Origin of the sequence: Pseudomonas iranensis (assembly GCF_014268585.2) — a bacterium.
Lineage (GTDB): Bacteria > Pseudomonadota > Gammaproteobacteria > Pseudomonadales > Pseudomonadaceae > Aquipseudomonas > Aquipseudomonas iranensis.
This window is the reverse complement of sequence record NZ_CP077092.1, coordinates 1,952,138-1,973,218: the sequence shown is the minus strand read 5'-3', so window position 1 is coordinate 1,973,218 and position 21,081 is coordinate 1,952,138. Positions and strand designations below refer to the sequence as shown.

The window sequence follows — 21,081 nt, the reverse complement described above, 5'->3', positions numbered from 1 at the left end:
TGCTTTTTAGATATCCAGCAACAGACGAGCCGGATCTTCCAGCAGGTTCTTGATGGTCACCAGGAAGGTCACAGCTTCTTTGCCATCGATCAGGCGGTGATCGTAGGACAGCGCCAGGTACATCATCGGACGGATCACGACCTGACCGTTGATGGCCATCGGACGCTGGATGATGTTGTGCATGCCCAGGATCGCTGCCTGCGGCGGGTTGACGATCGGCGTCGACATCATCGAACCGAAGGTACCACCGTTGGTGATGGTGAAGGTACCACCGGTCATCTCGTCCATCGACAGTTTGCCGTCACGGGCTTTCTTGCCAAATGTTGCGATGCCGCCTTCGATTTCAGCCAGGCTCATCAGCTCGGCGTTACGCAGAACCGGTACCACCAGGCCACGGTCGCTGGAAACGGCAACGCCGATGTCCGCATAGCCGTGGTAAACGATGTCGCCGCCGTCGATCGACGCGTTGACAGCCGGGAAGCGTTTCAGCGCTTCGGTGGCCGCTTTCACGAAGAACGACATGAAGCCCAGGCGTACGCCGTTGTGGGACTTCTCGAACAGGTCCTTGTACTTCGAACGCAGAGCCATGACTTCGGTCATGTCGACTTCGTTGAACGTGGTCAGCATCGCCATGTTCGACTGGGCTTCAACCAGACGCTTGGCCACGGTGGCACGCACGCGAGTCATCGGTACGCGCTTCTCGATGCGGTCGCCGGCAGCGAACACAGGCGCAGCAGCCGAAGGAGCAGCAGCCTTGGCAGGTGCGGCAGCCGGAGCGGCTTTCTTCGCAGCAACTGCTGCTACCACGTCTTCCTTGGTCACACGACCGCCCTTGCCGGTGCCGGCAACGGAAGCGATGTTGATGCCGTTCTCTTCAGCCAGCTTGCGAGCGGCAGGAGCTGCGATCGGGTCATCTTCGCCATCGGCAGCAGCCGGTGCGGCAGCGGCAGTAGCAGCCGGAGCAGCAGCGGCGGCAGGAGCGGCAGCAGCAGCGCCGCCCTCTTCGATCGAGCCCAGGACCTGGTTCGACAGAACGGTAGCGCCCTCTTCGGCAACGATTGCGCCCAGCACGCCGTCCGCTTCAGCCAACACTTCGAGCACGACTTTGTCGGTTTCGATGTCGACGATCAGGTCGTCACGCTTGACGGCCTCACCTGGTTTCTTGTGCCAGGTGGCAACGGTGCCATCGGCAACCGATTCCGGGAATGACGGGGCTTTGATTTCGATAGCCATTATCTGTGGGTCCTTAAAATTCGGTTTCAGTCAGCGCGAAGGCGTTAAACAGTGAAAGCATCTTGCAGCAGTTTTTCCTGCTGCTCGGCGTGCATCGATGCGTAACCACAAGCTGGCGCAGCCGAAGCCTCACGGCCCGCGTACTCGAGTACGAGAGTCTTGTCGAGGTTGGCGATGCTGCGACGCAAGTGATGCTGGCTGCAGTACCAGGCACCCTGGTTCATCGGCTCTTCCTGACACCAAACGGCGTGTTTGACGTTGGTGTATGGAGCCAGGACTTCTTTCAAGTCGTCCTCAGGGAACGGATACAGCTGCTCGATACGCACGATGGCGATATCTTCGCGGCCTTCGGCACGGCGTTTTTCCAGCAGGTCGTAGTAGACCTTGCCGCTGCACAGAACCACGCGCTCGACCTTTTTCGGGTCCAGTGCGTCGATTTCCGGGATCACGGTCTGGAACGAACCTTCGGCCAGATCTTCCAGCGTCGAGATGGCCAGCTTGTGGCGCAGCAGCGACTTCGGCGTCAGCACGACCAGCGGCTTGCGCAGCGGACGGATCACCTGACGACGCAGCAAGTGGTAGATCTGCGCTGGCGTGGTCGGCATGCACACCTGAATGTTGTGCTCGGCGCACAGCTGCAGGTAACGCTCAAGACGAGCCGAGCTGTGCTCAGGGCCCTGACCTTCGTAACCGTGTGGCAGCAACATGGTCAGACCGCAGAGACGGCCCCACTTGTGCTCGCCGCTGGTGATGAACTGGTCGATCACGACCTGAGCACCGTTGGCGAAGTCGCCGAACTGGGCTTCCCAGATCACCAGCGCGTTTGGCGTGGTGGTCGAGTAACCGTATTCGAATGCCAGTACCGCTTCTTCCGAGAGGAACGAGTCGTACAGGTCGAAACGTGGTTGACCGTCGTACAGGTTCTGCAGCGGAATGTAGGTGCCCGCGTCTTTCTGGTTGTGCAACACAGCGTGACGGTGCGAGAACGTACCGCGGCCGATGTCCTGACCGGTCATGCGAATCGGGTGACCTTCGAACGCCAGGGTCGCGTACGCCATGGTTTCGGCGTAACCCCAGTTGATCGGCAGGCCGCCGGCTTGCATCTTCTGACGGTCTTCGTAGATCTTCGCGACCTGACGCTGAACGACGAAGCCTTCCGGAATTTCCAGCAGCTTGGCGGACAGCTCTTGCAGAGTCTTCAGATCGAAACGCGTGTCGTGACGCGCGGTCCAGGCGTGGCCCAGGTATGGACGCCAGTCGACGAACAGCTCTTTGTTCGGCTCTTTGACCAGCGATTTCACTACGTGCAGACCGTTGTCCAGCGCGTTGCGGTATTCGTCGACCTTGGCCTGAACGCGTTCAGAGTCAAGCACACCGGCCTGAGTCAGGCGATCAGCGTACAGCTCACGGGTGGTGCGCTGCTTGGTGATCTGCTGATACATCAGGGGCTGGGTGCCGCTTGGCTCGTCGGCCTCGTTGTGGCCGCGACGACGGTAGCAGACCAGATCGATCACCACGTCACGCTTGAACTGCATGCGGTAGTCGATGGCCAGTTGGGTCACGAACAGCACGGCTTCCGGATCATCACCATTCACATGGAGGATCGGCGCCTGGATCATCTTGGCAACGTCGGTGGCGTACTCGGTGGAGCGCGAGTCCAGCGGGTTGCTGATGGTGAAACCGACCTGGTTGTTGATCACGATGTGCACGGTACCGCCGGTCTTGAAACCGCGGGTCTGTGACATCTGGAAGGTTTCCATGACCACGCCCTGACCGGCAAATGCCGCGTCACCGTGGATGGAGATCGGCAGAACTTTCTCACCGGTCAGGTCGTTGCGACGGTCCTGACGGGCGCGCACCGAACCTTCGACCACCGGGGAAACGATTTCCAGGTGGGACGGGTTGAACGCCATGGCCAGGTGAACTTCACCGCCGGTGGTCATCACGTTGGACGAGAAGCCCTGGTGGTATTTGACGTCACCGGAACCGAGCTCGACCTTCTTCTTGCCTTCGAACTCGTCGAACAGCTCGCGCGGGTTCTTGCCGAAGGTGTTGACCAGAACGTTCAGACGGCCACGGTGGGCCATGCCGATGACGACTTCCTTGGTGCCGTACGAGCCGGAACGCTGGATCAGTTCGTCGAGCATCGGAATCAGGCTTTCGCCGCCTTCCAGACCGAAACGCTTGGTGCCCGGGTATTTGGTGCCCAGGTATTTTTCCAGGCCTTCACCGGCAGTCACGCGCTCAAGCAGGTGGCTCTTGATGTCGGCGGAGTACGTCGGACGGCCACGCACGCTTTCCAGACGCTGCTGGAACCACTGGCGCTGCTCGGAATCGGTGATGTGCGTGAATTCAGCGCCGATGGTGCGGCAATATGTCTGCTGCAACGCTTCGTGAATTTCGCGTAGGCTCGCTTCCTCTTTGCCGATGAACAGGTCGCCGGCACGGAAGGTCGTATCAAGATCGGCATTGGTCAAGCCGTAATGATTGATCGACAGGTCTGCAGGTGCAGGACGCTGCCACAGCCCCAGCGGGTCAAGCTGGGCTGCCTGGTGGCCACGCATACGGTAGGCCTGGATCAATCGCAGCACTTCAACTTGCTTCTTCTCGTGCTCACTGCTCACGCTGCCGGCGGAAACCGGTTGGGCGCGGCGCTGGTTCTTTGCCAGCAGCACGAAATGATCGCGAATCGTCGAGTGCGAAACATCAGTGGCAGAGTTGCCGTCGGCTGGCAACTTCTGAAAGTAGGTGCGCCACTCTTCTGGCACAGCGTTAGGGTCGTGCAGGTAGAGCTCATAAAGCTCTTCCACATAGGCAGCGTTTCCACCTGAAAGGTAGGCGCTGTTCCACATGCGCTGCATCACGCTTTCTTGCATGCTTGGTCACCCTCGGTTAGGGGAACACCATCGGTGTCGACACCGAGCAAACTTGCAGAAGTCCGAATGCAGCGACTAAAACAAGCCACCTAGGATCACACTGATAGTCCGGGTACCAGCCCGGATGCCCCTGCTTGTCTCATTTCTTCAAAAGAAGAGCTGCAGCTTATGGCTACGGCTCTGGTTATAGCCATGACGCGGGTTGAAGCCCGCGCCACAGCCTCTACGGTGCAACGGTTACAGCAGCTGAATCACACGCCGCTCGAAAGCAGCATGTTACGGATGTGACCGATGGCCTTAGTCGGGTTCAGGCCTTTCGGACATACGTTGACGCAGTTCATGATGCCCCGGCAGCGGAAAACGCTGAACGGGTCGTCAAGTGAAGCCAGACGTTCGCTGGTCTTGGTGTCGCGACTGTCTGCCAGGAAGCGGTAGGCTTGCAGCAGCGCAGCAGGACCCAGGAACTTGTCCGGGTTCCACCAGAAGGATGGGCAAGAGGTCGAGCAGCAGGCGCACAGGATGCACTCGTACAGACCGTCGAGCTTTTCGCGCTCTTCTGGCGACTGCAGACGCTCGATGGCCGGAGCCGGCGTGTCGTTCTGCAGGTAAGGCTTCACCTTCTCGTATTGCTTGTAGAAGATGCTCATATCGACGACCAGGTCACGAATAACCGGCAAACCTGGCAGCGGACGAACGATCAGTTTGTTGCCTTTTACAACGGCAGACAGCGGCGTGATGCAGGCCAGACCGTTCTTGCCGTTGATGTTCATGCCGTCGGAGCCGCAGACGCCTTCACGGCAGGAGCGACGATAGGAGAAACCTTCGTCCTGCTCTTTGATCAGGGCCAGCACGTCCAGCACCATCAGGTCTTTACCACCGGTATCGACCTGGAAATCCTGCATGAACGGCGCGGCGTCCTGATCAGGGTTGTAGCGATAAACACTGACTTGCAACATGGCGGTCACCCTTAATAAGTCCGGACTTTAGGTTCGAAAGTCGGAACAGTCTTCGGCGAGAAGTTCACGGCACGCTTGGTGACGCGCTTGTCACCCGGGAAGTACAGGGTGTGGCACAGCCAGTTTTCGTCATCACGGTCTTCGAAGTCTTCACGGGCGTGAGCGCCGCGGGACTCTTTACGTACTTCGGCCGCGATGGCGGTAGCTTCAGCCACTTCCAGCAGGTTCTGCAATTCCAGCGCTTCGATACGTGCAGTGTTGAACGCTTGCGACTTGTCGTTGATCTTCACGTTGGCGATACGCTTGCGCAGATCGGCCAGCTGAGCGATGCCCTTCTGCATGTATTCGCCGGTACGGAATACACCGAAGTAGTTCTGCATGCAGCTTTGCAGCTCGCGACGCAGGGTGGCAACGTCTTCACCGTCGGTACGGTTGTTCAGCGCGTTCAGACGCGATAGTGCAGCTTCGATGTCGGACTCGGTAGCGTCGTCGTATTCGATGCCATCGGTCAACGCCTTTTCCAGGTGCAGGCCGGCAGCGCGACCGAATACCACCAGGTCGAGCAGCGAGTTGCCGCCCAGACGGTTCGCACCGTGAACCGATACGCAAGCCACTTCGCCTACCGCGAACAGGCCAGGAATGATCTGATCCTGACCTTCGGCGTTCTGGGTGATCGCCTGGCCATGAATGTTGGTGGCAACGCCGCCCATCATGTAGTGGCAGGTCGGCACAACCGGAACCGGAGCAACGACCGGGTCAACGTGGGCGAAAGTCTTCGACAGTTCGCAGATGCCTGGCAGACGGCTGTGCAGCACTTCCTCGCCCAGGTGGTCGAGTTTGAGCATCACGTGGTCGCCATTCGGACCGCAACCGTTGCCGGCGATGATTTCCTTGACCATCGAACGGGCAACCACGTCACGACCTGCAAGGTCTTTCGCGTTCGGAGCATAACGCTCCATGAAACGCTCGCCGTGCTTGTTGATCAGGTAACCACCTTCACCACGGCAACCTTCGGTAACCAGTACACCGGCGCCGGCGATGCCGGTCGGGTGGAACTGCCACATTTCGATGTCTTGCACCGGCACGCCAGCACGCAGAGCCATGCCGACGCCATCACCGGTGTTGATCAGGGCGTTGGTGGTGGACGCGTAGATACGGCCTGCACCGCCAGTGGCCAGAACGGTGGCCTTGGCACGGATGTAGGAGGTTTCGCCGGTTTCGATGCAGATCGCGATCACACCAACGAATTCGCCTTCCTGGTTTTTCACCAGATCAACAGCGTAGTACTCGTTGAGGAACGTGGTGCCGGCTTTCAGGTTGCCCTGATAAAGCGTGTGCAGCAGCGCGTGACCGGTACGGTCGGACGCAGCGCAAGTACGTGCAGCCTGACCGCCCTTGCCGTAGTCCTTGGACTGGCCACCGAACGGACGCTGGTAGATGCGGCCTTGCTCGGTACGCGAGAACGGCAGCCCCATGTGGTCCAGCTCGAAAACAGCGGCCGGGCCTTCCTGACACATGTATTCGATAGCGTCCTGGTCACCGATGTAGTCGGAACCCTTGACGGTATCGTACATGTGCCAGCGCCAGTCATCGTTCGGGTCGGCGGAAGCGATGGCGCACGTGATGCCGCCCTGCGCGGATACAGTGTGCGAACGGGTCGGGAAAACCTTGGTGATCACCGCAGTCTTGTGGCCGCCCTGTGCCAGCTGCAGCGCAGCGCGCATGCCGGCACCGCCACCACCAATAATGATGGCGTCGAAAGAAATCGTTGGAATGTTAGCCATGAATCAGATACCCCAGAGAATCTGCACACCCCAGACGAAGTAAGCGAACATCGCAACGCCGCATACTGCCTGGAAAAGGAAACGTATCGCCGTTGCGGACTTGCCGAACGCCATTGGCGTCAGGTAGTCGGTCGCGATGGTCCACATGCCGACCCAGGCGTGAGCGCCCAGAGCAACAAGGGCCAGCAGGCTGAAAATACGCATTCCGTTGTGAGCGAACAGTTCATGCCACTGGGCATACTCGAGGCCAGGGTTGGCAACGATGTATCCGATCAGAAAGATGAAGTAAGCCGCGAGAACGACCGCAGACACACGCTGTGCCATCCAGTCATAGAGGCCCGAACGCGACAGGTTAGTGACGTTAGTTACCATATCCAGACTCCTGCCAGAACGATTACCACCACGGAAACGGCGATAACGATTTTCGAGCCCAGTTTGCCGCCTTCCAGCGTCTCACCGATGCCCATGTCCATGATCAAGTGGCGCACACCGGCTACCAGGTGATACAGCAGAGCGGACAGGATGCCCCAAATCACTAGCTTGGCTAGCGGACTGGTCAGACACGCTTTCACCTGACCGAAGCCTTCCTCGGAGCTCAGCGACTTGTCCAATGCGTAAAGCATGATGGCAAGGCACACGAAGAGGATGACACCGGAGATACGGTGAAGAATGGACGTGTAAGCAGTGACTGGGAGTTTGATGGTCCTTAGGTCTAGGTTTACAGGTCGTTGGCTTTTCACGGCTTTTTTTTCACACTGAAGAGCCCCTAACAATCAGGGCAAAGTTGTTGGGGAGTGCACTGGTCAGGTAACCACCACCCAGGGATGCGACCCCCAATGAAAGCAAGCCCAAAAGCCCTTGGCGGTCGGTGGCCGAGTATAGACAGTTAGGCTACTAATGACAACGCGTTCACCTACCCCCAATAGCGGATTGCACAAGTTGCATAAAAGGCGTAAATGGCAGGCAATTTCGAGGAAAAAGTCGGCTTAAAGCCTTCTGGAGCAAGACTTTAGGCAAATTGACATTCGAATTTATCTCACTATAGTGGTGCGGGCCCTGCGTGGGGGGTCTGTCTGATGGTTCAAGCATAAATAGGAGGCCACATGGCTGACAAAAAAGCGCAGTTGATCATCGAGGGCGCAGCCCCCGTCGAGCTGCCCATTTTAACCGGCACCGTTGGTCCCGATGTAATTGATGTTCGGGGCCTGACGGCCACGGGCCGCTTCACTTTCGACCCGGGTTTCATGTCGACCGCTTCGTGCGAATCGAAAATCACCTATATCGACGGCGACAACGGCATTCTGTTGCACCGCGGCTACCCGATCGAACAGCTGGCTGAAAAGTCGGACTACCTGGAAACCTGCTACCTGCTGCTCAACGGCGAATTGCCGACCGCAGAACAGAAGGCCCAGTTCGTCAGCACCGTGAAGAACCACACCATGGTTCACGAGCAGCTGAAAACCTTCTTCAACGGTTTCCGTCGCGACGCCCACCCGATGGCCGTCATGTGCGGTGTAGTCGGCGCCCTCTCGGCCTTCTACCACGACTCCCTGGACATCAATAACCCGCAGCATCGCGAAATTTCCGCGATCCGCCTGGTTGCGAAGATGCCGACCCTGGCAGCGATGGTTTACAAGTACTCCATGGGCCAACCCATGATGTACCCGCGCAACGACCTGACTTACGCGGAAAACTTCCTGCACATGATGTTCAACACCCCGTGCGAGATCAAACCGATCAGCCCGGTACTCGCCAAGGCCATGGACCGGATCTTCATCCTCCACGCCGACCACGAGCAGAACGCTTCGACCTCCACCGTGCGTCTGGCCGGCTCTTCGGGTGCCAACCCGTTCGCCTGTATCGCCGCCGGTATCGCCGCACTGTGGGGCCCTGCCCACGGCGGTGCGAACGAAGCCGTGCTGACCATGCTCGACGAGATTGGCGATGTGTCGAACATCGACAAGTTCATCGCCAAGGCCAAGGACAAGAACGATCCGTTCAAGTTGATGGGCTTCGGTCACCGCGTCTACAAGAACCGCGACCCTCGCGCGACTGTCATGAAGCAGACCTGCGACGAAGTGTTGAAGGAACTGGGCATCAACAACGATCCGCAACTCGAACTGGCCATGCGCCTGGAAGAGATCGCGTTGACCGACCCGTACTTCATCGAGCGCTCGCTGTACCCGAACGTCGACTTCTACTCGGGGATCATCCTCAAGGCGATCGGCATTCCAACCAGCATGTTCACGGTGATTTTCGCCCTGGCGCGTACCGTGGGCTGGATTTCGCACTGGAAAGAAATGCTCTCGAGCCCGTACAAGATTGGCCGTCCGCGCCAGCTGTACACCGGTTATGAGTCGCGAGACATCACCAAGCTGGAAGATCGCAAATAAGGTTTTTTCTTTTGTGTGATGGTTTAGTGGTGTGTCAGGAACGGCCTCTTATATAGAGGCCGTTTTTGTTTCTGTTGGTGTTCATTGGATTGGGGGCATATCCGTTGCTGCGGTAACGGCTTCTTATGGTTTCGCTCTTACAGCGAGTCCCTTTTTCAAACGCAAAAAAGGAACCAAAAGGCTTTGCCCCGGCGTACGGCCCGCTCGCTAAAGCTCGGGGGTTCCTTCGTTACGGGACCGATCCGGGCGCAGCGGCTACGGTTTGCTTCGCTGCACCTCCTTCCGCTGTGTACGACTGCGTCGTACGGTCGCTGCGCTCCCACCCCCTGATCGATCCCTTCACTCAGCCTGCCGAAGGGGCAAAAGATCAAAAGCCAGATCAAGAGCCAGATCAAAATCAAAAGCCAGAGCAAAATCAAAAGCCCCTCACCCTAGCCCTCTCCCGAAGGGAGAGGGGACTGACCGAGGTGATTGGAGGCATACGCCGACATGCAATATCGAGTTGAACTCAGACTTTGAAATGCCCACAAATCGGCTCCCTCTCCCTCGGGAGAGGGCTGGGCGGGCGGCGTTCCGATGAGGGGCGAATCCAACGCAGATCCAAAGCAGACCACCCGCTTCTAACCACTCAACAATGAGCGTTAGCTCGCGTGCTTTTGATCTTGACTCACCGGCGACGTCGGAAGGCTGAGTGGAGGGATTGATCCGGGGGTGGGAGCGCAGCGACCGTCTGGCGCAGCCAGACACAGCGCAAGGAGGTGCAGCGAAGCAAACCGGAGCCGCTGCGCCCGGATCAGTCCCGGAGCGAAGGAACCCGAGCCTGCGAGGGCCGAACGTAGGAGCAAGCCTTTTGGGTTACCTTTTCGGCGTTTGGAAAAGGTGACTCGCCGTAAGGGCGAAACCCTAAGCCGCCGTTACCGCAGCAACGGATATACACACCAAACCAACCAATAACCACCCACAAAAAAAACGCCCCAATCTCTCAATCAGGGCGTTTTCTTGAAGCTTGCAGCTTGCAGCTTACAGCTTACATCTGATCTCTTAGTGCGAAACCGCCCCACTCGCCCCCAACCCGGTCTGCGAACGCACAAACTGCGGGAAGAACAGCGCCCGCTCATTGTCCGCAGCCGCCGACTTGTCGGTAATCGAGAAGAACCAGATCCCGATGAACGCAATCATCATCGAGAATAGCGCCGGATATTCGTAAGGGAAGATCGCCTTCTCGTGATGCAGAATCTGCACCCAGATGGTCGGGCCGAGGATCATCAGACCAACAGCACTCACCAGACCCAGCCAGCCACCAATCATCGCGCCGCGAGTGGTCAGCTTCTTCCAGTACATCGAAAGCAGCAGTACCGGGAAGTTGCAGCTCGCCGCAATCGAGAACGCCAGGCCGACCATGAACGCGATGTTCTGGCTTTCGAACAGAATGCCCAGACCAATCGCCAGCACCGCCAGGGCGATAGTGGTGATCTTCGACACGCGAATCTCATCCTTCTCGTTGGCTTTGCCCTTCTTGATCACACTGGCGTACAGGTCGTGAGAAACCGCCGAAGCACCCGCCAGCGTCAGACCGGCTACCACCGCCAGAATGGTTGCGAACGCCACCGCCGAGATGAAGCCTAGGAAGATGCTGCCGCCCACCGCGTTGGCCAGGTGCACCGCCGCCATGTTGTTGCCGCCGAGCAAGGCGCCCGCAGCATCCTTGAAGGCCGGGTTGGTGCTGACCAGCAGGATCGCGCCGAAGCCGATGATGAAGGTCAGGATGTAGAAGTAGCCAATGAAGCCGGTAGCGTACAGCACGCTCTTGCGCGCTTCTTTTGCGTCACTCACGGTGAAGAAGCGCATCAGAATGTGCGGCAGGCCAGCGGTACCGAACATCAGTGCCAGACCCAGCGAGAACGCCGAAATCGGATCCTTGACCAGACCGCCCGGGCTCATGATCGCTTCGCCCTTGGCGTGAACCTTGATCGCTTCGGAGAACAGCGTGTTGAAGTCGAAGCCGACGTGCTTCATCACCATCAGCGCCATGAACGAGGCACCGGACAGCAGCAACACTGCCTTGATGATCTGCACCCAAGTGGTCGCGAGCATGCCGCCGAACAGCACATACATGCACATCAGCACGCCGACCAGAATCACCGCAACGTGGTAATCGAGGCCGAACAGCAGCTGGATCAGCTTGCCGGCACCGACCATTTGCGCGATCAGGTAGAACGCCACTACCACCAGCGAACCGCAGGCGGACAGGGTGCGGATCTGGGTTTGCCCGAGGCGGTAGGACGCCACGTCGGCAAAGGTGTATTTACCCAGGTTACGCAGGCGCTCGGCGATCAGGAACAGAATGATCGGCCAGCCCACGAGGAAGCCGATCGAGTAGATCAGGCCGTCGTAGCCGGAGGTGAACACCAGCGCGGAAATCCCCAGGAAGGACGCCGCCGACATGTAGTCGCCAGCGATCGCCAGGCCGTTCTGGAAACCGGTGATCTTGCCGCCCGCCGCATAGTAGTCGGCGGCCGAGTTGTTTTTCTTCGAAGCCCAGTAGGTGATGTATAAAGTCGCGCCGACGAAGGCCACGAACATCAGAATCGCCGGAATGTTCAGCGGCTGTTTGGCCACCTCCCCCGTCAACGCGTCAGCCGCCCAGACATTCGGCGCGAAAGCCGCAACACTCAATAGAGCCAGTAGACGCCGGATCATTGCTGAGCCTCCTTGAGAATCGCATTGTTCAGGTCGTCGAACTCGCCATTGGCGCGGCGCACGTAGATGCCGGTCAGGACGAAGGCCGAAATGATCAGGCCGACACCGATCGGGATGCCCCAGGTGATTGACGATTCAGGACTGAGTTTCGCCCCGAGCACGTGCGGCCCGTATGCGATCAGCAGGATGAATGCGGAGTACAGCCCGAGCATGATTGCCGAGAGAATCCAGGCGAATCGTTCCCTTTTCTGAACCAGCTCCTTGAATCGGGGACTGTTTTGAATCGAGAGGTAAATGCTGTCGTTCATTGTTTTTATCCTCGCAGCACAAATTATTGTTGGAACGTAGCTAATGTATGCGGCTGCGAGAGAGGTTCCAGACGACCTTAGTAGTAGATGGCCATGATGTTCTGGCCATTTTCAAGCACACACAAAAACAACTGTGGGAGCGAGCCTGCTCGCGAAGGCGTCGTATCAGTCGATATTGCATCAACTGACAGATTGCATTCGCGAGCAGGCTCGCTCCCACAGGGGTGTGGCGGTGTTGAAATTATTTGGTCCAGTCAGCTACACGATCCGGGTGTTTGGCCACCCAGTCCTTGGCCGCTGCATCAGGCTTGGCGCCGTCCTGAATCGCCAGCATGACCTCGCCGATTTCGTCTTTCGAAGCCCACTGGAAGTTTTTCAGGAACTTGGCCACTTCCGGTGCCTTGGCGTCCAGGCCTTTGCTGCCGATGCTGTTCACGGTTTCAGCTTGGCCATACACGCCTTTCGGGTCATCGAGGAAGCGCAGTTTCCACTTGGCGAACATCCAGTGCGGCACCCAACCGGTGACGGCGATGGATTCGTTTTTCTTCTCGGCGCGGGTCAGCTCGGCAATCATGCCGGCGCCGGAACTGGCCTTGAGGCTGTACTTGTCCAGACCGTAATCCTTGATCGCCTGATCGGTCTTGAGCATTACGCCTGAACCGGCGTCGATGCCGACAATACGGTTTTTGAAGGTGTCGTCGGTTTTCAGGTCTTCGATCGATTTGGCTTTGACGTACTCCGGCACGATCAGGCCGATCTTCGCGTCCTTGAAGTTCGGGCCGTAATCGACGACCTGATCCTTGTTTTTCGTCCAGTAGTCACCGTGGGTCACGGGCAGCCAGGCCGAGAGCATCGCGTCGAGTTTGCCGGTGGCCACGCCCTGCCACATGATCCCGGTGGCGACGGCTTGCAGCTTCACGTCATAACCGAGTTTCTGTTTGATCACTTCGGCCGCCACGTGGGTGGTCGCGACGCTGTCGGACCAGCCGTCAACGTAACCGATGTTCAGGGTCTGTTTTTCAGCGTTGGCGAAAGTGGAACTCATCGCAAGCGCCAGAATGGCACCTGCGCCTAAAAGTCGTCGCATCTTCATCGTTTACTTCCCCGAAATGCTGCGCCCGACGGATGCCGGGCATCGTCAACGTATTGTTATGGTGCACAGCGCCCCCATCACGCCGGACCTCACACACCGAACATCAGCCGATTTTTCAAAAAGGGTACTGATGGTTTGATCATCAACCTCAAGCGACCGGCGACCTGCTCTGTCAGCGACCTCAAGGCAGCGAGAAACGACATCAGAAAGCCATTAATCAAGCGCGATTAATTGACGCCAGACAATCCGCCCGAACTTTGCATGTACAACGCCTGCGAGCCACCTGCCCTTCTATAAATGCAGGTAACATGCGTCGCTTTGCAGCCACTCGGCCTGACCATGTCCGCAACGTCCCGATTTCCTTTTCTGCCTTATCTGTTCGCCTGCCTGCTCGGGCTCCTGGCCCTTGGCGGTTTCTGGTATGGCCTCGGCCAACCGGTGATCCTGCCGGACGCCGCGACGCCGACGCACAAGTTGCAATGCGCCTCCTACACACCGTTCGACAAAGACCAATCGCCGTTCGACGTGCCGTTAAAATTGCGCCCCGAGCGCATGGACGCCGACCTCGCACTGCTGGCGACGCGCTTCGAGTGTATCCGCACCTACTCAATGACCGGCCTCGACGCCCTGCCCGATCTGGCGCGCAAGCACGGTCTGAAGCTGATGATCGGCGCCTGGGTCAACAGCAACCCGGTCGACACCGAACAGGAAGTCGAGTTGCTGATCAAATCGGCCAATGCCAACCCCGACGTGGTCACAGCCGTAATCGTCGGCAACGAAGCGCTGCTGCGCAAAGAGGTCACTGGCGCGCAACTGGCTCGGCTGATCAACAAGGTCAAAAGCCAGGTCAAGCAACCGGTGACCTACGCCGACGTCTGGGAATTCTGGCTCAAGCATCCGGAAATCGCCCCGGCCGTGGACTTTCTGACCATTCACTTGCTGCCGTACTGGGAAGACGATCCGTCGAACATCGACGTGGCGCTGCAGCATGTGGCGGATGTGCGTCAGGTGTTCGGCAACAAGTTCGCGCCCAAAGACGTGATGATTGGCGAAACCGGCTGGCCGAGCGAAGGCCGTCAGCGTGAAACAGCCGTACCGAGCCGGGTCAACGAGGCAAAATTCATTCGTGGCTTTGTGGCGATGGCCGAGCAGGAAGGCTGGCGTTACAACCTGATCGAAGCCTTCGACCAACCGTGGAAGCGCGGCAGTGAAGGCGCGGTCGGCGGCTATTGGGGGCTGTTCGATGCCGATCGGCAGGACAAGGGCGTACTCGCCGGGCCGGTGAGCAACGTGCCGTACTGGAAAGAATGGCTGGCGGTAGGCGGTTTGATTTTCCTTGGCACGCTGATGCTTGGTGGACGCGTGCGCAGCACACGTTCGGCGCTTGCCCTGCCACTGCTGGGCGCCGTCGCTGCTTGCTCGATTGGCGCTTGGGGCGATCTGGCTCGATTGACCACGCGGTTTGCCGGGGAATGGCTGTGGGTCGGCTTGCTGACCGGGTTGAATTTGTTAGTGCTCGCGCATGCCGCGCTGACGCTAAGCGCACGCACAGGTTGGCGCGCGCGAGCCTTCGATTTCCTCGAGCGGCGCGCCGGCTGGCTGGTCGTGGCGGCCGGTTTTGCCGCGGCGGTGATGATGCTGGAGATGGTCTTCGATCCGCGCTATCGCAGTTTCGCCAGCATGGCGTTCGTGCTGCCGGCGCTGGCCTACCTGTGCCGCCCGGTGAGCGTGCCGCGTCGGGAGATTGCTCTGCTGACCTTTATCGTCGGAGCCGGGATTGCACCGCAGTTGTATCAGGAAGGGATGCTGAATCAGCAGGCGTGGGCTTGGGCGCTGGTGAGTGGTTTGATGGTGGTGGCGTTGTGGCGCTGTCTGCGGGTTCGCAAGGCCTGATTTCAGCGCCTTCGAAATCGCCATCGCTGGCAAGCCAGCTCCCACAGGATTTCTGCTGCACACAAATGTTGTGTTCACCTCAATTCCTGTGGGAGCGGGCTTGCCCGCGATGACTGACTGTCAGGCGCTGCGGGACTCGCGGACCAGGCGCAACCCGGCAATCACCACCGCAAACACCGCTAATGTAGTGTTGTACAACGCCAGCGCCGGCAGGCCGAACACCAGCGCCAGCACCGCCAGCCACCACCCTGCCCGTCCCGGCACGACAAATGCCAATACCGCGGTGGCCACCGCCGCCCAGCCAAACACCTTGAAATGAATCATCAGCCCCAGATTCGAACGCACCAGGCATTCCCAACGACTGGCCTCGTCGACGCAGATGCCCACCCACTGCCCGTCTTCCATGAAGCCATAGCGCGCGGCATAACCGGCGGCCAGCCACAGCGGCAACAAAACAAGCAGCACAATCACGGGCAAGCGGCGGGACATGGGGCACTCCAATCTGCGGAAATCGGCGGCCAGCTTAATCTGCCGACCGGCATTCGCAAGCACTAACAACTGTTAACTGTTCAGCAAGCCCTCGCAACGTGTATCGTCCAGCTACTATTACCCCGAATTCCGCCTGTTTGGTGCCGCAGCATGGCACTTTGGCGCACGGCCGGTGGTCATAGCCTGCGAACTTCAATCGGCACCTTCCTCTAAGGGATCTAGTCATGCTCCGTTCCTTGCGCTTCGCCGCGCTGTTCAGCGGCCTTATCTTGAGTGCGTCCGCGCTGGCGGTGGATATCGACGCCGCCAGCTATGGCTACCCGCTGACCAACCCGTTCGAGGCGACGATCGCCACGACACCGCCGGATCTGCGTCCGGAGTTGCCGCTGGACGACGACATCAATCAAACGGACCGCAGCCTCACCCTGCGCCCGGAGCGTGAATTCCAGCTGCCGGACAATTTCTGGGCAGTGAAGAAGCTCACTTACCGCATCGCCACGCAGGACAAGCCGGCGCCGCTGATCTTCCTGATCGCCGGCACCGGTGCGCGCTTTGACAGCACGCTCAACGAATACCTGAAAAAGCTGTATTACAAGGCCGGCTACCATGTCGTGCAGTTGTCGTCGCCGACCAGCTTCGACTTCATCAGCGCCGCCTCGCGTTTCGCCACCCCGGGCGTGACCAAGGAAGATGCCGAAGACATGTATCGGGTGATGCAGGCCGTGCGGGCGCAGAACCCGAAACTGCCGGTCACCGAGTACTATCTCACCGGTTACAGCCTCGGCGCCCTCGATGCGGCGTTCGTCGCGCATCTGGACGAGACACGCCGCAGCTTCAATTTCAAGAAAGTCCTGTTGCTGAACCCGCCGGTCAATCTCTATACCTCGGTGACCAACCTCGACAAGCTGGTACAGACCGAGGTGAAAGGCATCAACAACAGCACCACCTTCTATGAACTGGTACTGACCAAGCTGACCCGCTACTTCCAGCAGAAAGGCTACATCGACCTCAACGATGCGCTGCTGTATGACTTTCAGCAGTCCAAGCAGCATCTGACCAACGAGCAGATGGCCATGTTGATTGGCACGTCGTTCCGTTTCTCGGCAGCCGACATTGCCTACACCTCGGACCTGGTCAACCGTCGCGGTCTGATTACCCCGCCGAAATTCCCGATCACCGAAGGCACCAGCCTCACGCCGTTCCTCAAGCGTGCGCTGCAATGCGACTTCGACTGCTACATCACCGAGCAGGTCATTCCGATGTGGCGCGCGCGCACTGACGGCGGCAGCCTGCTGCAACTGATCGATCAGGTCAGCCTGTATGCGCTTAAGGATTACCTGCACGACAGCCCGAAAATCGCCGTCATGCACAACGCCGACGACGTCATCCTCGGCCCTGGCGACCTGGGCTTCCTGCGTAAAACCTTCGGTGATCGCCTGACCGTTTATCCACTGGGCGGCCACTGCGGCAACCTTAACTATCGCGTCAACAGCGACGCCATGCTGGAGTTCTTCCGTGGCTAAATATCTCCTGCTGATTGCAGCGTTCCTCTGTGCAGGCGTGGCCCAGGCCGACAACAGTAAAGCCGACGCACCGGTGGTGGTCGACAGCGACGGCTTCAAGGAACCGCTGACCAAACTCAAGTTCAACCCGGGCCTGGACCAGCGCGAGTTCGAACGTTCGACGCTCAACGCGCTGAACGTCTATGACCCGCTGGAATCGTGGAACCGCCGGGTCTACCACTTCAACTATCGCTTCGACCAGTGGGTGTTCCTGCCGGTAGTCGATGGCTATCGCTACATCACCCCAAGCTTCGTGCGTACCGGGGTGAGCAACTTCTTCAACAACATTGGTGACGTGCCGAACCTGGTTAACAGCCTGTTGCAGTTCAAGGGCCAGCGCTCGATGGAAACCACCGCGCGCCTGCTGCTCAACACCACGATCGGCATCGCCGGCCTGTGGGACCCGGCCACCGCCATGGGCCTGCCACGCCAGAACGAAGACTTCGGTCAGACCCTGGGCTTCTACGGCGTACCGGGCGGCGCCTACTTCGTACTGCCGATCTTCGGCCCGTCGAACATCCGCGACACCGCAGGTCTGGCCGTGGATTACACCGCCGACACCGCGATCAACTTCCTCAATGTCGCGGAAGTCAGCTCCAACCACCCGGAAGTCTGGGCCTTGCGTGCGATCGACAAGCGCTACCAGACCAGCTTCCGCTACGGCCAGATGAACTCGCCGTTCGAGTACGAGAAAGTGCGGTACGTGTATACCGAGGCGCGCAAGTTGCAGATCGCCGAGTAAATCGGCTGCCGCAAAACACTGTGGGAGCGAGCCTGCTCGCGAACGCGGAGTTTCAGTCAACATCGATATTGACTGGACTACCGCATTCGCGAGCAGGCTCGCTCCCACATTTGTTATGTGTTGCTGATTAACCCTTCAGCGCTTTCCAGAGCTTGCCTACGACCGAAACCACTACCAACACCGCTGCGCCAGCAATAATCCCCGCAACACCATTGAGCAGCATCGGCACGACGAACCCGGCGCTCCCTGCCGCTGCGCCAACACCTTCGATCCCGTGATGCAGCACCGGCACGCCATGGGTCAGGATGCCGCCGCCGACCAGGAACATCGCTGCCGTGCCAACCACCGACAGGGTTTTCATCATGTACGGCGCGGCGCTGAGAATGCCGCTGCCGATCTTTTTCGCCATCTGCCCGGGCTTCTGTGTCAGCCACAGCCCCAGATCGTCGAGCTTGACGATGCCCGCCACCAAACCGTAAACGCCCACGGTCATGACAATGGCTATGCCGGACATGACCACCACTTGCTGCGTCAGCGAGGCATCTGCCACGGTGCCGAGGGTGATCGCAATGATTTCTGCCGAGAGAATGAAGTCAGTGCGGATTGCGCCTTTGATCTTGTCCTTCTCGAACGCCACCAGATCGGTCGCCGGATCGGCCACTGCTTCGGTCAACTGCGTGTGCTCTGCCTCGTCTTCCTCTTTGCTGTGCAGAAATTTGTGCGCGAGCTTCTCGAAACCCTCGAAGCACAGGTACGCGCCGCCGACCATCAACAGTGGTGTCACCAGCCACGGTACGAAAGCGCTGATCGCCAATGCCGACGGCACGAGGATCAGTTTGTTGACGAACGAGCCCTTGGCCACCGCCCAGACCACGGGAATTTCCCGCTCGGCGCGCACGCCCGAAACCTGCTGGGCATTAAGCGCCAGATCATCACCGAGTACACCGGCGGTCTTCTTCGCGGCCATCTTGGTCATCAATGCAACGTCATCCAGAACGGTGGCGATGTCATCGATCAGCACCAGCAAACTGCTTCCTGCCATGAATCCTGTTTCCTTCTGTGTATGAATGTTGCCAAGCATAACGCGACCGCCGGCCACAGGCTGCATTGTTGAGCGCCGCTCAAGGCCGGTGCTACCATGCGCCACCGCCAGAACAGGCAAGGAACCACCGGGTTTATGAGCACAATCCGCGAGCGTAACAAAGAACTGATCCTGCGCGCCGCCAGCGAAGAGTTTGCCGACAAGGGCTTCGCGGCGACCAAAACCAGCGACATCGCCGCCAAGGCGGGATTGCCCAAGCCCAACGTCTACTACTACTTCAAATCCAAGGAAAACCTCTATCGCGAGGTGCTGGAAAGCATCATCGAGCCGATTCTGCAGGCCTCGACCCCGTTCAACCCGGACGGCGTGCCGAGCGAGGTGCTGAGCGGCTACATCCGCTCGAAGATCCGCATCTCCCGCGACCTGCCCTACGCCTCCAAGGTGTTCGCCAGCGAAATCATGCACGGCGCCCCGCACCTGAGCGCCGACCTGGTCGAGCAGCTCAACGCCCAGGCCAAGCACAACATCGCCTGCATCCAGAGCTGGATCGACCGCGGCCAGATCGCCCCGATCGACCCCAACCACCTGATGTTCAGCATCTGGGCCGCGACCCAGACCTACGCCGACTTCGACTGGCAGATTTCCGCAGTGACCGGGAAGGACAAGCTTGATGAAGCGGATTATGAAGCGGCAGCGCAGACGATTATCCGGTTGGTGTTGAAGGGGTGTGAGCCGGATTGATACACCGAGGCGCGACTATCGCTGGCAAGCCAGCTCCCACAGATTTATGGGTTGGATTCGGAATCAATAAACACCATGGAATCCTGTGGGAGCTGGCTTGCCAGCGATGGCGGCAACTCGGTTTCATTTCTAATCCAAATGGTGTCCCACAACGGATAGTCGGCAATCGTATCTACCAGGCCCGCCCGCAATGGGTTGGCCACAACATAACGCGCCATTTTCTCCAGATTTTCTTCCCTCCTCAGCGCCCGATCATGAAAACCGTACTGCCAGAGCGGCCCGGTTCGACCTGTCGAACGGTTAACCTCCCGCGTACTGAGTGATTTGGTTTCTCGCATCAACTTGCTGAGTGAGCAATTTTCAAGCTCAACGAGCCAATGAAAATGGTCAGGCATGACAACCCATGCCAATGATTTCGCCAACCCCAGGTCATGTGCACGACGAAATTGCGCAACGACCAGTCTGCCCAAAGCGAAATCAGCAAATACCGGCTCGCGATCCAGTGTGTTGGTGGTGAGAAGATAAATTCGATTCGGCTCTGCATAGCGGCCGATACGCAAGCGATGTGAAGCAGGAAAATCAGGCAATCCATTGCCCCTTTCATGATGTGTTCAGATGAAAGGCTAGACCTCAAAGCCAACTACATCGCGACAGTCTTTTTTCATGATGTGTCAGCCAGACCGCCATCGCTGGCAAGCCAGCTCCCACAGAGATTTGTGTCGTGCGTTCATAATTGTTCAACTCAAAAACTTGTGGGAGCTGGCTTGCCAGCGATGACTATCGATCAAGCACCAGAGATCAGGAAACCACCCCGCCATCCGCCCGCAAATCCAGCGCCTCCACCGCTTTAATTGCCACCTGCTCATCCACATCCGACAAATCCCCACTGATCCCGATCGCGCCCAGCACTTCACCCGCCTGGTTGCGAATCAGCACGCCACCCGGTGCCGGCACTACGCTGCCCTGCCCCATGCTGTTCAACGAAGAAAAAAACGCCGGGCGTTGTTGGGCGTCCTGGGCGAGCAGGCGGGAGCCTTTACCCAGGGCGATGGCGCCCCAGGCTTTGCCGATGGCGATGTCGGGGCGCAGCAGGCTGGCGCCGTCTTCGCGTTGCAGGGCGATCAAGTGGCCACCGGTATCGAGTACCGCGATGGTCAGCGGTGCGGCGTTGATGCCGCGTCCTGCGTTGATGGCTTCGCTGACCAGGTTGACTGCGACTTTCAAGGTTAAAGCGCTCATGGTGCCGTCCTCATTTTGTTATAGGGAAAG

The 21,081-nt window shown here is 58.8% G+C and carries 17 protein-coding genes and 1 pseudogene; 5 read left to right on the top strand and 13 right to left on the bottom strand.

What is annotated here, in order from left to right; genetic code table 11:
• Positions 1-6: 6 nt before the first annotated feature.
• From odhB to sdhC, 6 genes are all read right to left on the bottom strand, one after another.
• Entirely contained in the window at positions 7-1,233 is a 1,227-nt protein-coding gene (gene odhB, locus HU724_RS08760) for a 2-oxoglutarate dehydrogenase complex dihydrolipoyllysine-residue succinyltransferase (protein WP_024012151.1), read from the bottom strand.
• Positions 1,234-1,277: 44 nt separating this feature from the next.
• Positions 1,278-4,109, bottom strand: a complete 2,832-nt coding sequence (locus HU724_RS08755; RefSeq protein ID WP_186565926.1) for a 2-oxoglutarate dehydrogenase E1 component — start codon at positions 4,107-4,109, stop codon at positions 1,278-1,280.
• 251 nt (positions 4,110-4,360) lie between these two features.
• A complete protein-coding gene (locus tag HU724_RS08750; RefSeq protein ID WP_016773675.1) occupies positions 4,361-5,065 on the bottom strand; it encodes a succinate dehydrogenase iron-sulfur subunit in 705 nt (234 codons plus the stop codon).
• An 11-nt stretch (positions 5,066-5,076) separates the two neighbouring features.
• Positions 5,077-6,849, bottom strand: coding sequence for a succinate dehydrogenase flavoprotein subunit (gene sdhA / locus HU724_RS08745; RefSeq protein ID WP_024012149.1), 1,773 nt, complete (start codon positions 6,847-6,849; stop codon positions 5,077-5,079).
• 3 nt (positions 6,850-6,852) lie between these two features.
• Positions 6,853-7,221, bottom strand: coding sequence for a succinate dehydrogenase, hydrophobic membrane anchor protein (gene sdhD, locus HU724_RS08740; RefSeq protein WP_008049683.1), 369 nt, complete (start codon positions 7,219-7,221; stop codon positions 6,853-6,855).
• A complete protein-coding gene (gene sdhC, locus HU724_RS08735) occupies positions 7,215-7,589 on the bottom strand; it encodes a succinate dehydrogenase, cytochrome b556 subunit (protein WP_016773673.1) in 375 nt (124 codons plus the stop codon). Before sdhC ends, sdhD begins: the two co-directional genes overlap by 7 nt.
• 363 nt (positions 7,590-7,952) lie before the next feature.
• Here sdhC and gltA point away from each other — a divergent pair, with 363 nt between their 5' ends.
• Positions 7,953-9,242, top strand: coding sequence for a citrate synthase (gltA, locus tag HU724_RS08730; protein WP_003222994.1), 1,290 nt, complete (start codon positions 7,953-7,955; stop codon positions 9,240-9,242).
• Between the two features lie 1,041 nt (positions 9,243-10,283).
• Here gltA and HU724_RS08725 read toward each other — a convergent pair.
• From HU724_RS08725 to HU724_RS08715, 3 genes are all read right to left on the bottom strand, one after another.
• Positions 10,284-11,942, bottom strand: coding sequence for a cation acetate symporter (locus tag HU724_RS08725; protein ID WP_186565928.1), 1,659 nt, complete (start codon positions 11,940-11,942; stop codon positions 10,284-10,286).
• A complete protein-coding gene (locus tag HU724_RS08720) occupies positions 11,939-12,250 on the bottom strand; it encodes a DUF485 domain-containing protein (RefSeq protein ID WP_016771016.1) in 312 nt (103 codons plus the stop codon). Before HU724_RS08720 ends, HU724_RS08725 begins: the two co-directional genes overlap by 4 nt.
• Positions 12,251-12,491: 241 nt before the next feature.
• The gene (locus HU724_RS08715; protein WP_186565930.1) at positions 12,492-13,343 is read right to left on the bottom strand and encodes a glycine betaine ABC transporter substrate-binding protein; all 852 of its coding nucleotides are present in this window, start codon (positions 13,341-13,343) and stop codon (positions 12,492-12,494) included.
• A 297-nt stretch (positions 13,344-13,640) separates the two neighbouring features.
• On the opposite strand from HU724_RS08715, the gene HU724_RS08710 reads away from it, so the two are divergent.
• Positions 13,641-15,236: a glycoside hydrolase family 17 protein gene (locus HU724_RS08710; protein WP_186565932.1), complete on the top strand. Its 1,596-nt coding sequence runs from the start codon at positions 13,641-13,643 to the stop codon at positions 15,234-15,236.
• A gap of 120 nt (positions 15,237-15,356) precedes the next feature.
• Here the strand turns inward: HU724_RS08710 and HU724_RS08705 are convergent, their stop codons facing one another.
• Positions 15,357-15,725 (bottom strand): hypothetical protein, encoded by a 369-nt coding sequence (locus HU724_RS08705; RefSeq protein WP_186565934.1) that lies wholly within the window; start codon positions 15,723-15,725, stop codon positions 15,357-15,359.
• A 224-nt stretch (positions 15,726-15,949) separates the two neighbouring features.
• Here HU724_RS08705 and HU724_RS08700 point away from each other — a divergent pair, with 224 nt between their 5' ends.
• Together HU724_RS08700 and HU724_RS08695 are read left to right on the top strand one after the other, a co-directional pair.
• A complete protein-coding gene (locus HU724_RS08700) occupies positions 15,950-17,248 on the top strand; it encodes a serine protein kinase PrkA (protein ID WP_024012145.1) in 1,299 nt (432 codons plus the stop codon).
• Positions 17,241-18,029, top strand: a complete 789-nt coding sequence (locus HU724_RS08695; protein ID WP_024012144.1) for an MlaA family lipoprotein — start codon at positions 17,241-17,243, stop codon at positions 18,027-18,029. Before HU724_RS08700 ends, HU724_RS08695 begins: the two co-directional genes overlap by 8 nt.
• 127 nt (positions 18,030-18,156) lie before the next feature.
• On the opposite strand, the gene HU724_RS08690 is transcribed toward HU724_RS08695, so the two are convergent.
• Positions 18,157-19,071 (bottom strand): DUF808 domain-containing protein, encoded by a 915-nt coding sequence (locus tag HU724_RS08690; RefSeq protein ID WP_186565936.1) that lies wholly within the window; start codon positions 19,069-19,071, stop codon positions 18,157-18,159.
• 135 nt (positions 19,072-19,206) lie between these two features.
• On the opposite strand from HU724_RS08690, the gene HU724_RS08685 reads away from it, so the two are divergent.
• Positions 19,207-19,812 carry a TetR/AcrR family transcriptional regulator gene (locus HU724_RS08685; protein WP_042607576.1) on the top strand — a complete coding sequence of 202 codons (606 nt, stop codon included), beginning with the start codon at positions 19,207-19,209 and terminating at the stop codon, positions 19,810-19,812.
• Between the two features lie 131 nt (positions 19,813-19,943).
• Here the strand turns inward: HU724_RS08685 and HU724_RS08680 are convergent.
• Positions 19,944-20,399 (bottom strand): annotated as a pseudogene (locus HU724_RS08680) (REP-associated tyrosine transposase); the annotation flags it as partial.
• Positions 20,400-20,610: 211 nt separating this feature from the next.
• On the bottom strand, positions 20,611-21,051 hold the full coding sequence (locus tag HU724_RS08675) for a GlcG/HbpS family heme-binding protein (protein ID WP_186565938.1): 441 nt from the start codon (positions 21,049-21,051) through the stop codon (positions 20,611-20,613).
• Positions 21,052-21,081: the final 30 nt, after the last annotated feature.